An 11815-nucleotide genomic window follows, 5' to 3' on the forward strand; every position below is an offset into this window, starting at 1 on the left:
TAATATAAACGGGTTAAGGTTAGAAAACTTAGCCTTTCCTTCTACTCAAGACCCTTACCACTTCCTTATGCTTGCAATCATAGAAGTATTTGAACTGCTAACGTGCTGATTTTTGGTAGAGGCAGATACTTAAGTCAATGCCTGTTGAGGAAAGTATTCCAGTTGAAGCGATTTTAGACAAGCCAAGATGAGCAAAGGTTTCATCTCTATCTTCACTTATCAGGTGACTTCACTCTATTTTAAAGTAGCGGCTGTAAGCGCCCAATTAAAGCATTAGCTTGTAATACGCCTTCAATGCGATCTACGGGTTTACCTTGCTTGAAAACAACCAAAGTTGGTAAAGCATGAATATGGTGCGTACTCGCTAGTTGAGGATATTTATCAGTATTAATTTTTACTACCCGCAACCGATCTTTAAGTTGATTATTTACCTGCTCTAAAATTGGAGCCATCATTTGGCACGGCCCGCACCAATCAGCGTAAAAGTCGACCAATACTGGTAAGTCTGACTGGGCAATTAATTCTTCAAAACTGTTGAACTGCTGTTTGGTAGCCATAGAACACAATAGGTTTAATTTTCTATCTCTAATTTTAACGAGTTGATTTTGATGTTTTCAAAATTGGACACATATTTGCGTAAAATCGTTAAACAGTTTTACAAATGATTATTAGAGGAAGTCTAATGGAAGCATTACCAGAACAATTACAAAAGCTGAAATCGCAAGTAGCGCTAGTTACGGGAGCATCGCGGGGAATAGGTCGCGCGATCGCACTTTCCTTAGCAACCGAAGGCGCAAATGTAGTTGTCAATTATGCAAATTCAAGCGCTGCGGCCCAAGAAGTAGTAAAGGAAATTGTTGCCAGTGGTGGAAATGCGATCGCTCTGCAAGCTGATGTCTCTAAAGCTGACCAAGTGGACAGTTTGCTCAAAGAAGTAATGGATAAATGGCAACGTGTAGATATTTTAGTTAATAATGCCGGAATTACCCGCGATACGTTGTTGTTACGCATGAAGTTGGAAGATTGGCAGGCAGTAATCGATCTTAATTTAACTGGAGTATTTTTGTGTACTCGCGCTGTTAGTAAAGTTATGCTTAAGCAGCGCTCTGGTCGAATTATTAATATTACATCTGTGGCTGGGCAAATGGGCAACCCCGGACAAGCCAATTACAGCGCCGCCAAAGCTGGGGTTATTGGTTTTACCAAAACTGTAGCAAAAGAACTTGCAGTACGCGGTATCACCTCTAATGCCGTCGCTCCGGGCTTTATTACTACAGATATGACAAGCGGCGTACAAGCTGACGACATTTTGAAATATATTCCTTTGGGGCGTTACGGTCAACCTGAAGAAATTGCGGGGATGGTACGCTTTTTAGCTGCTGATCCGGCGGCAGCTTATATTACCGGACAAGTATTTAATGTTGATGGTGGGATGGTAATGGCTTAAGCTCCTTTTAACACTGCTCGGATTCTCTGCCAGACAGTGAAGCTTAAAAAGAGGACAATTGCGATCGCAGTTGTAATTATTACTGCCATATTCATCCCTTTGAATCTCATTGCCACCAAGTTAGAAATCAAAGTCACAACCCAAAGAGTAAGAGCAGTACGGCGTTGAGATAAACCCAGCGCCAGCAAGCGATGATGGAGATGATCTTTGCCAGGAGTGCTGAGAGGATTTTTACCCGCCATTAATCGCCGCACAAATACTTGAGTTGTATCTAATACAGGCAAAAGCAAAAATAGAGCAGTAGGAACGATCGCAAATACGGTATTTACTTTCAAGTTACCCAAAATACTCGCGGCTGCCAGTACATAACCAAAAAAGTAAGCTCCCGCATCGCCCATAATTATATGAGAAGGATGGAAATTGTGGCGTAAAAACCCCAAAGCCGCGCCGCCTAGAGCAGCTAAGAGAAAGGTAGCGGCAGCACGACTTTCAAACTGTGCGGAGACTGCTAACAGGCTCATGGCGGTAATAAAACTGATGCCTCCTGCTAAACCATCCATCCCATCCATCAAATTGATGGCGTTGGTAATTCCCACCACCCACAACAAGGTAATTAATGTTGATAATAGGGGGTCGATGGGCGTACCTAAAGTAACTTGAATCTGGATGCCATTAGCAATTAACAGCATTGATGCCAAAATCTGAGCGAGTAGGCGAATGTAGGGAGGTAAACCATATTGGTCATCAATAAAACCTACTAGCACTAACATTGAACCACCTAGCAGGATAGTTAGGACTTCCGCCAGCACATTTTCTAAGACAATTGGGCGCAAAAATGTAGCGAGAATGAGCGCCGCCACTACTCCTGCATAAATAGCCAATCCGCCAGCATTAGGCAACGGTTCGTGGTTGAGTCTTCGGGCGTTAGGCTGATCTGCCCAACCTACACGCAAGGCAAAAGAGCGCACGGCTGGAATAAAACGGTAAGTTGTCACCCAAGCTACTACAAAAGTGAATATTACCGCCAGCCACCCTGTACCGCCAGGGTTGGCAATGCCAAGGGATTGAAGCAATCGGTACAGGTTCATGTGCAATTCCATTACTACTATCAAAGCTGATTGTCAGCATCAACAGTATACTAATCAATATTTTCAGATTTCACTCAGATTTAGCAAAACTTACGCTAGTTACGCGGAAGTATTATTTTTTGGGAAATCCTGATTTTGGCTTGCTTCCCAACCTAACAGCACTTTCTTCCGCTCTAATCCCCAACGAAAACCACCCAATTCGCCAGATTCTCGAATTACGCGATGACAGGGAATTAAGTAGCCAACAGGATTATTACCCAAGGCGTTACCAACGGCTCTAGCTGAAGTGGGACGACCGATCGCATTTGCTAAACTTTGGTAAGTTGCAAGTCCCCCAAACGGGACTCTTAATAACCCCCGCCAAACTTGAATTTGAAAATTAGTACCTTTGACGAACAAAACTAAAGGCTGATTGGTAGCAATAGGGGCAAAAATGCGATCGCATATCTCTTTAGTTGCTTGTCTATCCTGTACAATCTCAGCCTTTGACCACTCTAAGCGCAAAAGCTGCTCAACGTCTTGGCAAGTATCGTCCAAAAAGCGTAGATTGCAGATACCGCGAACAGTCATAGCAATTAAACATTTACCAAAAGGGCTTTCATGCACTCCATAGATAATCTGTAACCCTGTACCGCCTGTTTTAAATTCACCAGGGGACATAGCTTCCAACGTCACAAAAAGATCGTGCAAACGTCCCGGACTTGATAACCCCACATCGCCAGTAAGATTTAACAAGCTTTTTGTTTCAGCTATTTTTGCTTTGGCATATTCTACCGTCAGATATTGCAAGAAACGCTTAGGACTAATACCCGCCCATCTTGTAAATAGCTTTTGAAAGTGATATTCGCTTAAGTTTACGTGGGTTGCAACTGTTGCTAAATCTGGCTGTTGTAAATGATTTTCACTTATAAAGGCGATCGCTTTAGCAATAAGCTGATAATTGCTAGTTTCGACAAAGGAAGTCATAAATATATTTCGTCTATTACTTCTCAATGTATTGATAGCCGAGAATCAAAACCACCCGTTTCTTGCGGAAATCGAAAAAAGATATTTATTTTCCCCAGATCAAAACCACCCGTTTCTTGCGGAAATCAAAAAAAGATATTTATTTTCCCCCCTTTTTCAAGGGGAGTCAAAAAGCAGTTTAGCTATGCTTCCCGCTTTATTGACGTGGGTTAGGGGGGATCTCTTACTTAAAAACCAAATCACTGCTAGATTCAGCTATTTTCCCCGAAATATACGGCAATATTGCTTTATCTTGACTAGCAACGCCTTCAATAAATACGACCAATAAATAAGGTTGCTTCCCCGGAATCTCAATATAAGCTGCATCATGGCGCACTTTGCTAGTCCAACCTGCTTTTGACCAAAGTTGAGCATTATTTGGCAAACCGCCACCTAAAAAACCTGTAACTTGACTTTCATCATCCTTACTTAACTCTGTAAGACTACGCTTGAGTAATCCCATCATTGCTTGACTTTGCGTAGCCGACACCGCCACCCCGCCAACAATACTATGTAATAGCCGCGCTGTAGCGTTTGTAGTTAGCATATTGCGGTTGTCCATCAACTCCCCTACAAACATTCTTTCGCGTCCATAGGGGCCATCACCCCAAGTTTTTTGATTGATATTAATTGTCTGCAACTCCTCCCATCCCAAAGATTGAAAGTAGCGGTTGACAATATTGCGCTGCATTTTCCAAGTTTCAAAAGGCCCTGGAGGCAATTCCGGCCCGCTTGTAGTTCCAGTGAGAATGTCTACAACTAAGCTCGTAGCATCATTACTAGAATCGACGATCATATCTCTAATTGCTCGTTCTAACTCCCTAGTAGTTTGACTCATGCGTTTATCTAGCCATTCGTAAACAGCAACCAGATAAAACAATTTGATAACACTTGCTGGATAAATCCGCTCATCGCCTCGGTAGCTAAAACCGCGCACCCCATGACCCCAAAAAGCTTGAGGACTAAGCGCACCGCCAGTATTGACGGGTACGGGAGCATCATAAACAATCCACGTTAAAGCAATGGAATTACGGGCAAGAGTGGGAAATTCTGCCCAAGTTTCGGCTAAAATGCGATCGCCTAAAGTTTCAAGTTGCTCGTCTTTACGGAAAAATGTCATAAAGCGCTTAAATAATCGGCTAAAGTTTTGAGATATCAAAAGATTACTGTGTATGGTATCCCTTCAGGAATTTATAGCAAATGAATACATTTGCCAGAGCGACTTAAATATTTATGACACTCCAAAGGGTGAAGGTTTGGTAACTCAAGCCGCCACCGGGAGACATTTGCAAGTTATCTCTATCCTTGAAGATAGGGCAATGGAGGTTCGTTTATGCGAAGATAATTACCCAGGATGGTTACTAGCTAAGGATTTGAGCAGTTTAGAATTAGCAGATAGTAAGTATAACGTGATCACTTTTTCGCCAATGCAAATCAAATCCCAGCTTCCAGAAGTAATTGACTTTACTAAACAAGCAATGCAACAACCTAATTATTACCTCTGGGGGGGAACTGTAGCGCCTAATTATGATTGTTCGGGATTGATGCAAGCAGCGTTTAAATCTGTTGGGGTTTGGCTACCTAGAGATGCTTATCAACAAGAAGCTTTTACCCAAAAAATTAGCTTTGAGGAATTGTTACCAGGAGACTTAGTATTTTTTGGCAGAGCCGAAAAAGCAACTCATGTAGGATTGTGTTTAGGTGAAGCTTGTTATATTCATAGTTCTGGGCAAAAGCAAGGACGTAATGGTATTGGAATCGACAAACTCTCGGAACAAGGAGATGAGGTTAGCAAGTCGTATTATCAACAATTGCGCGGTTTTGGCAGAGTGATGAGCAGTTACGGGGCGCATTAAGATGACATTAATTGAGGAAAGTATTGAGCGCAGACTTTTAATAAGAGATGAAAGTCTAGCAGTTTCGGTAATTGTACCTGTTTACAATGAGGTGGAAAGTTTGCCTCATTTAATTACAGAAATTGCCAAAAGCCTTACAGAGAGTGGGTTAAGTTATGAAATTATTTGCGTTGATGATGGCTCAAAAGATGGTTCGGCGCAGCTATTAAAAGTAGAAGCTCAAAAACGCCCAGATTTGAAGGCGGTGTTATTGCGGCGTAACTATGGACAAACCGCAGCAATGGCAGCAGGATTTTATTATGCGCGATCGCATTCTATCGTAACTTTAGACGGCGATTTGCAAAACGATCCCGCAGATATCCCTTTGTTACTAGCAAAACTAGCCGAAGGGTACGATTTAGTCAGTGGTTGGCGGCAAAAAAGGCAAGATGCGGCTTTAACTCGCTTACTTCCTTCTAAACTTGCTAATTTGCTCATCGGGCGCGTAACGGGCGTAAAATTACACGATTACGGTTGCTCATTAAAAGCCTACCGCGCCGAAGTTGTAGCAGATATGAATTTATACGGCGAATTGCACCGTTTTTTACCTGCTTTGGCATACATTGAAGGCGCAAATATTACCGAAATTCCGGTACGCCATCACGCGCGGCGTTTTGGTCAAAGTAAGTACGGCTTGGGACGCACTTTTCGGGTTGTAATGGATTTATTGACCATTTACTTCATGAAAACATTTTTAACGCGCCCTATGCACGTTTTTGGGCTGTTTGGTTTGCTTTCTACTGCTTTAGGTACAACTTTAGGGCTGTATTTGACCTTTTTAAAGCTAGGATTGGGTCAAAGTATCGGCAATCGCCCGTTGTTGATTTTGGCTGTATTGCTTGTGGTGGGTGGAGTGCAGCTATTTAGCTTTGGCTTGCTTGCAGAATTACTTATGCGTACTTATCACGAATCTCAAGGGCGACCTATTTATCGCGTGCGAGAGGTCGTGGGAAAAAATGTTAATTAAAGTAACAATAGAGAAGGTAAGTGTACTAAATATGTAGTTTTTACTTTGAACGTTTTTTCCGATCTCGATCCTCAACTGCGACGAAATTTAAAAATCTTATTTGCCGCCGGACTATTATTTTGGTCTAGTTTGACTGCTTTACTGCCAACTTTACCTTTATATGTAGAAGAATTAGGCGCGTCTGAACAGCAAATTGGTTTTGTCATGGGCTGTTTTGCCATTGGTTTATTACTATTTCGTTCGGTACTCGGACGTTTGGCAGACGAACACAGCCGCAAGATTGTGTTGATAATTGGGATGTCGGTAGTAGCCAGCGCTCCTTTGGGCTATTTAGTCGTAAACTCAATTCCATTACTCATGGTAATTCGAGCGTTTCACGGTATCAGTCTCGCAGCTTTTAGTACGGGTTACTCGGCATTGGTTGCAGATATTGCACCGCCTCACAAGCGCGGCGAAGTCATTGGTTACATGAGTTTGGTAAATCCGCTAGGGCTGGCTATTGGCCCTGCTTTAGGTGGTTTTCTGCAAGCGGGTGCGGGTTATACTCCTTTGTTTCTCTTGTCTTCAGGATTGGGGATTTTAGGCTTGATTTTTACTAGCCAGGTAGTCAATCCTAGGATAATTGCTGACTCGCGTATTAATACCAAAGGTAATGTATTTTGGAAATTGCTTTTTAGTCCCCGCGTCCGGGTTCCAGCTTTGGTACTGTTGATGGTAGGCTTGGCTTTTGGTACATTAAGTACCTTTGTGCCATTATTTATTAGATCGGTGGGTGTAGACTTAAACGCTGGACTATTTTACACTGCTGCCGCGATCGCAAGTTTTAGTGTCAGATTAGTTGCCGGAAAGGCCAGCGATCACTATGGACGCGGTTTATTTATTACTATTAGCTTAGTGTTGTATACTGCCTCCATGCTGCTATTGTGGGTGGCAAATAGCCCCAGTAGCTTCTTAACGGCGGCGGTAATTGAAGGCGCTGGCGCTGGTACTTTAATTCCTATGATTGCGGCGATGATGGCAGACCGAGCTATGCCCACTGAACGCGGTAAAATCTTTGGTGTCTGTATGATAGGCTTTGATGTCGGCATTGCGATCGCAGGGCCAGTTTTAGGTTCGGTAGCGCAACAAGTCGGCTATCGCCATATCTTCGGCTTTGCTACTGTTTTAACGTTTTTAGCAATTATTATCTTTCTCACCCAATGCAGTAAAGATTTACCTCATTCTCTGCGGTTTGCTTTGGGTAAAGGTAGAGATGTTTATGCTACAAAAATCTAGAGACGTTGCATTGCAACGTCTCTATAATCATTTCATCAATACGGGCGAGGAGGGATTCGAACCCCCGACACCGTGGTTCGTAGCCACGTACTCTAGTCCACTGAGCTACACGCCCTTGCAGAATTAATATACTACCACATCTATTTAGACAATGCAAGAATTCAACAAACCTAGTTTGACTCATTTAGATGCTCAAGGACAAGCTCAAATGGTTGATGTGTCTGGCAAAGTACCAACTATTCGCCAAGCCGTAGCCGAAGCTAGAGTAAGGATGCTACAAGCGACATTTCAAGCCATTCAAGCCGGAAATCTACCCAAGGGCGATGTATTGGGGACAGCTAGACTAGCGGGAATTATGGCAGCAAAGCAAACATCGGCGTTGATTCCTTTATGTCATCCTTTACCTATTCAGAAAATAGAAATACAAATTACCCCTGATTTGTCGTTACCAGGTTATGTAATTCGTTCAACGGTTAAAACAAAAGCCGAAACCGGGGTAGAAATGGAAGCTTTAACGGCTGTATCTGTAGCTGCGCTTACTTTGTACGACATGGCAAAAGCTTTAGAAAAATCTATAGTAATTGAATCAATTTGCTTAATTAGCAAAAGTGGCGGCAAATCTGACGACTATAGCTAGTATTTACTACGCGATCGCATTTAAAATTAACTTTAGTATCTAAATCTACTCCATGCCTCCTCGTTGGCCCCGCAAACCAGACCGTAAAGACCCAGCTTTTCGTAAGCTAGACGATAGAATGACCTTTGCTACTCATGTAGCGGCTTTTACCGCAATTAATTCGGGCTTGTGGTTTTTTCACAACTTTAAGTATGCTACTTGGGAGTGGTTGCCTTGGTTTACAGCCACTCATCTCGTCGTGCTACTATCGCATTTAATCTATATCAGTGCGATCGCCGATTATTCTTCCGATACCCCATCCAAATCAACCTAAAGAGGGACTACCAGTAGTAGAACAATCTTAGGCAAATAAGCGAAGATAGAATTATTTAATCCCTATCATGGCTCTTAACACTACTGAAGCAATAGAAAAACTTGCCGCAGAAATTGGCGAAAATGTTTACCTAGATATTGCTAAATGGCATTTATATCTATCTAATGCTCATTTACATACTCTACTTGCCGAACAACTGTATCCAATTTTAAGCGCTAAATCTTTAGATGAAGACCGCGTTTTGCACATTTTGCAATCCATCCCCGTCAAAATTGGTGGTGGCAAAAAGGAAGTATCGTTAATTGACTTTATGCCTATGCAATGCCAGGTAATTTTGATGGATATTTTAGAAAAATATCAACGCAATATGTAAAAGGATGTTTACAAACAATCTTTAAGCAAACAAGCATTTTTAGCTAAATAAACCAAGTACCGCTTAGAATTTGAATTTTAAGCGGTTTTTCACTACCTACCAAGTTTTTGACGGATTCTAGACACAAAAACATCAACTTCTGGTAACTTCATCTGCATCGCAATTAAAGCAAAAACCCCAATTCCCACACCTCCAGCTAAAGTAAGCTGGACTAATTGCTCTTTGAATCCATCATCATGCCAAAACTGCTGTATTCCCCAAAGAGTTCCCCAACTAGCTAAACCAGCTAAAAAGCTACCGCCAGTCAAAGCAAAAATAGGCAAACTCCATTCAAGCCAGGGTAAACCATGCAGTTTGCGATCAAGCATCCAAAATAACAGCAGCATCGATATGATATTTACTACCACCGTTGCCAAAACTAAACCCGGTGCGCCAAGCATTTTAAAAAATACATAGGCAAAAATGATATTAAAAAAGATGCTTACCATACTGATACGAAAAGGTGTATCGCCATCACCTAAAGCATAAAATACTCTAATTAGAACATCGCGCCCTAGATAAACAAACATCCCAATCCCGTACATAACCAGTAAAGAGGACACCAATTGAGACGCATTGCGATCAAAAGCTCCGCGCTCGTATACTACGCGCACAATTGGTACAGCCAAAGTAATCGTAATTGCCCCCAAAGGCAGCATAGTAATTGCTGTAAGTAACAATCCCTGACGGATGCGCCCTTTCAATTCATCCCAATCTTGAGGATCAGCAAGTCGGGAAAAAATCGGCAGCATTGGCACTAATATCACATTAGAAAGAATGCCCAAAGGTGTTTGAATCAACAAACCCGCGTATTGCAAAGCCGAAGCCGCTTGGGGAATATAGGAAGCTAAAATCAAAATCACGTACAAGTTAATATGACTCATCCCCGACGAAAACGTCGCCGGAGCCATAATTTTTGTAACTTCTTTTACTCCTGGCTGATTAAAATCAAAGCGCAGGCGCAAAGTACCCATACCTGACTTCCATTGTGCCGGAACTTGTATTAGCCACTGCAAAACGGCTCCCGCTAAAGTTCCCCAAGCTAAAACCGCTCCCCCTAGCATTGCGTATTGAGGCGTTGTAACTTTTGCCCCTAACTGCCATGCTAAAACCCCCAATCCAATAATTACGGTAATGCTAGAAAATAGGGGACTAACTGATGGTAGCCAGTACAAATTAGCCGCATTCAACGTACCGAAACCAATGCCAATTAAACCCGCTAGTAAAGCCATCGGAGCCATGATTCGCATTTGCCTAACGGCGATCGCTTTTACCTCTAATCCGTGAGGTGTAGTACCTAATCCCGGCGCTACTAAATCGATAATTCCTGGTGCGAAAAAAATCAAGGCGATCGTTACTAGCAACAGCAACCCACCAACAAAAGTTGTCACCGTCTCTACTAAAGGTGCAGCCTCAGATTTGGGACGTTTGGCTAAAACGCTGACAATCGCGCTATGAAAGGGCCCATTAATACCGCCTAATAGCACCAATAGAAAGCCGGGAATGACATAAGCATAGTTAAAAGCATCGGCAACTACACCTACACCAAACACCGCCGCGATCGCCTGCGTGCGTACTAAACCAAAAACTTTACTAATTAACGTTGCCGCCGCAACAATTCCAGCAATTCCAGCTAAAGAGCGAGAGGGGGTTGATTTTGACACAAATATCTTTAGAAATACCTTAACTAAAATCCCCATTGGGATTTATAGATAATACCGCTCTCTAGCACTGTGATCGGGGTGCTTGCCAACAAAGTATTGCACCTATTGCCCTACAGAAAGAGTTTGAAGTTGCGGAGATTCCCCCGAAAAAGAGGGGGAAATCTTGAAATCCTTTCTTTTACAGGAGATTTCAGAGAATCGATACTTGGTACAAATCAAAAGACTTTTGCAATATCTTTCGATTATCAACCTATAGCGCGATCGCTAATTTTTATCTATACCTGTACCTAAAATAGTTTTCCACAAATTTATTAAGGCTTCTCTCGGTAAAAATCGCGGGATATTTACAAGCACTTGATTTTTAATATCCCCAGGTACAACACTAGAATGCTTGTTCTTAAAGGCTTCTAAGGCTTCACGTACTATTACTTCGGGCGAAGTAGCGTTTGCTTTGGCGGCTTTAGCTAAAGCGCTAGGAAACTCTGCATCTTCAAAAAAGCTTGTGGGTGATGGGCCCGGACAAACAGCAAGAATGTTGACGTTATAACTGCGATTTTCGGCCCACAAAGCCTCGCTAAAACTCAATACAAAAGCTTTACTAGCAGCGTAGACAGTGAAGTACGGCATCGGTTGAAAGGCGGCGGTTGATGCCATATTAATTATTCCTCCCAAGTGGCGATCGCGCATTCCGGGCAAAAAGTAATGCGTTAAATCGACTAATGCCAATATATTTAGTTGAACTATCTTAATTTGTTTTTCGCCGTCTCGCTCGGCAAAATCGCCGTAGTCACCAAAACCCGCATTATTAACCAATAAATCAACAATTACTCCTTTTTGATTTACCTTGTCAAATACTTCTTTTGCGGCGTTTGGTGCAGTCAAATCTTGAACAATGATCTCTACGTCAATTTTGTACTGGGATTGCAACTTTTGCGCTAATAATTGCAGCTTATCTTGCGATCGCGCTACCAAAACTAAATTCATTTGCCTCAGTGCTAATTCTTGGGCGAAAGTCTCCCCAATTCCTGCCGAAGCTCCGGTAATTAAAGCTGTTTTCATTAAATAATCTTATCTAAACTTTTTAAATCTTAACAATTTAACAAAAAATAATC

General features: G+C 42.3%; 13 protein-coding genes and 1 tRNA gene. 7 read left to right on the forward strand and 7 right to left on the reverse strand.

From position 1 onward, the window contains the following. Positions 1 to 239: 239 nt before the first annotated feature. The gene (gene trxA / locus C7B70_RS01120) at positions 240 to 557 is read right to left on the reverse strand and encodes a thioredoxin (RefSeq protein WP_106367219.1); all 318 of its coding nucleotides are present in this window, start codon (positions 555 to 557) and stop codon (positions 240 to 242) included. A gap of 125 nt (positions 558 to 682) precedes the next feature. On the opposite strand from trxA, the gene fabG reads away from it, so the two are divergent. Beyond that, on the forward strand, positions 683 to 1447 hold the full coding sequence (gene fabG / locus C7B70_RS01125) for a 3-oxoacyl-[acyl-carrier-protein] reductase (protein ID WP_106367220.1): 765 nt from the start codon (positions 683 to 685) through the stop codon (positions 1445 to 1447). Here fabG and C7B70_RS01130 read toward each other — a convergent pair. From C7B70_RS01130 to C7B70_RS01140, 3 genes are all read right to left on the reverse strand, one after another. Then, positions 1444 to 2535, reverse strand: a complete 1092-nt coding sequence (locus C7B70_RS01130) for an MraY family glycosyltransferase (RefSeq protein ID WP_106367221.1) — start codon at positions 2533 to 2535, stop codon at positions 1444 to 1446. The two genes, fabG and C7B70_RS01130, sit on opposite strands and share 4 nt — an antisense overlap. A gap of 99 nt (positions 2536 to 2634) precedes the next feature. Next, the gene (locus C7B70_RS01135) at positions 2635 to 3501 is read right to left on the reverse strand and encodes a methylated-DNA--[protein]-cysteine S-methyltransferase (RefSeq protein ID WP_106367222.1); all 867 of its coding nucleotides are present in this window, start codon (positions 3499 to 3501) and stop codon (positions 2635 to 2637) included. 223 nt (positions 3502 to 3724) lie between these two features. Beyond that, the gene (locus C7B70_RS01140) at positions 3725 to 4660 is read right to left on the reverse strand and encodes a serine hydrolase (RefSeq protein ID WP_106367223.1); all 936 of its coding nucleotides are present in this window, start codon (positions 4658 to 4660) and stop codon (positions 3725 to 3727) included. Between the two features lie 52 nt (positions 4661 to 4712). Here C7B70_RS01140 and C7B70_RS01145 point away from each other — a divergent pair, with 52 nt between their 5' ends. The 3 genes from C7B70_RS01145 to C7B70_RS01155 are packed head-to-tail and all read left to right on the forward strand — an operon-like array spanning position 4713 to position 7677. Continuing rightward, complete coding sequence (locus C7B70_RS01145) at positions 4713 to 5396, forward strand: C40 family peptidase (protein ID WP_106367224.1); 684 nt, start codon at positions 4713 to 4715, stop codon at positions 5394 to 5396. A gap of 1 nt (position 5397) precedes the next feature. Then, on the forward strand, positions 5398 to 6402 hold the full coding sequence (locus tag C7B70_RS01150) for a glycosyltransferase family 2 protein (protein ID WP_106367225.1): 1005 nt from the start codon (positions 5398 to 5400) through the stop codon (positions 6400 to 6402). A gap of 45 nt (positions 6403 to 6447) precedes the next feature. Then, the gene (locus C7B70_RS01155; protein WP_106367226.1) at positions 6448 to 7677 is read left to right on the forward strand and encodes an MFS transporter; all 1230 of its coding nucleotides are present in this window, start codon (positions 6448 to 6450) and stop codon (positions 7675 to 7677) included. A gap of 41 nt (positions 7678 to 7718) precedes the next feature. Here C7B70_RS01155 and C7B70_RS01160 read toward each other — a convergent pair. Continuing rightward, positions 7719 to 7792 (reverse strand) — tRNA-Arg (locus C7B70_RS01160). Between the two features lie 36 nt (positions 7793 to 7828). Between C7B70_RS01160 and moaC the strand changes: the two genes are divergently transcribed. The 3 genes from moaC to C7B70_RS01175 all read left to right on the forward strand — a co-directional run bounded on the left by moaC (position 7829) and on the right by C7B70_RS01175 (position 9000). After that, positions 7829 to 8314 (forward strand): cyclic pyranopterin monophosphate synthase MoaC, encoded by a 486-nt coding sequence (moaC, locus tag C7B70_RS01165; protein WP_106367227.1) that lies wholly within the window; start codon positions 7829 to 7831, stop codon positions 8312 to 8314. Positions 8315 to 8366: 52 nt separating this feature from the next. Continuing rightward, positions 8367 to 8627: a hypothetical protein gene (locus C7B70_RS01170; protein ID WP_106367228.1), complete on the forward strand. Its 261-nt coding sequence runs from the start codon at positions 8367 to 8369 to the stop codon at positions 8625 to 8627. Positions 8628 to 8694: 67 nt separating this feature from the next. After that, entirely contained in the window at positions 8695 to 9000 is a 306-nt protein-coding gene (locus C7B70_RS01175; protein WP_199191980.1) for a DUF3181 family protein, read from the forward strand. Positions 9001 to 9092: 92 nt separating this feature from the next. On the opposite strand, the gene murJ is transcribed toward C7B70_RS01175, so the two are convergent. Both murJ and C7B70_RS01185 read right to left on the reverse strand, forming a co-directional pair. After that, positions 9093 to 10739, reverse strand: coding sequence for a murein biosynthesis integral membrane protein MurJ (gene murJ / locus C7B70_RS01180; RefSeq protein WP_106367230.1), 1647 nt, complete (start codon positions 10737 to 10739; stop codon positions 9093 to 9095). Between the two features lie 228 nt (positions 10740 to 10967). Further along, complete coding sequence (locus C7B70_RS01185) at positions 10968 to 11762, reverse strand: SDR family oxidoreductase (protein ID WP_106367231.1); 795 nt, start codon at positions 11760 to 11762, stop codon at positions 10968 to 10970. Positions 11763 to 11815 lie beyond the last annotated feature (53 nt).

It is taken from the genome of Chlorogloea sp. CCALA 695 (assembly GCF_003003885.1).
Taxonomy (GTDB): Bacteria; Cyanobacteriota; Cyanobacteriia; order Cyanobacteriales; family Chroococcidiopsidaceae; genus Aliterella.

Excerpts from the sequence above, each read along its gene's own strand:
- trxA (WP_106367219.1), bottom strand. The coding sequence starts at position 557 with ATGGCTACCAAACAGCAGTTCAACAGTTTTGAAGAATTAATTGCCCAG.
- C7B70_RS01185 (WP_106367231.1), bottom strand. The coding sequence starts at position 11,762 with ATGAAAACAGCTTTAATTACCGGAGCTTCGGCAGGAATTGGGGAGACT.
- fabG (WP_106367220.1), top strand. The coding sequence starts at position 683 with ATGGAAGCATTACCAGAACAATTACAAAAGCTGAAATCGCAAGTAGCG.
- C7B70_RS01130 (WP_106367221.1), bottom strand. The coding sequence starts at position 2,535 with ATGAACCTGTACCGATTGCTTCAATCCCTTGGCATTGCCAACCCTGGC.
- C7B70_RS01140 (WP_106367223.1), bottom strand. The coding sequence starts at position 4,660 with ATGACATTTTTCCGTAAAGACGAGCAACTTGAAACTTTAGGCGATCGC.
- moaC (WP_106367227.1), top strand. The coding sequence starts at position 7,829 with ATGCAAGAATTCAACAAACCTAGTTTGACTCATTTAGATGCTCAAGGA.
- murJ (WP_106367230.1), bottom strand. The coding sequence starts at position 10,739 with ATGGGGATTTTAGTTAAGGTATTTCTAAAGATATTTGTGTCAAAATCA.
- C7B70_RS01170 (WP_106367228.1), top strand. The coding sequence starts at position 8,367 with ATGCCTCCTCGTTGGCCCCGCAAACCAGACCGTAAAGACCCAGCTTTT.
- C7B70_RS01175 (WP_199191980.1), top strand. The coding sequence starts at position 8,695 with ATGGCTCTTAACACTACTGAAGCAATAGAAAAACTTGCCGCAGAAATT.
- C7B70_RS01135 (WP_106367222.1), bottom strand. The coding sequence starts at position 3,501 with ATGACTTCCTTTGTCGAAACTAGCAATTATCAGCTTATTGCTAAAGCG.
- C7B70_RS01145 (WP_106367224.1), top strand. The coding sequence starts at position 4,713 with ATGGTATCCCTTCAGGAATTTATAGCAAATGAATACATTTGCCAGAGC.
- C7B70_RS01150 (WP_106367225.1), top strand. The coding sequence starts at position 5,398 with ATGACATTAATTGAGGAAAGTATTGAGCGCAGACTTTTAATAAGAGAT.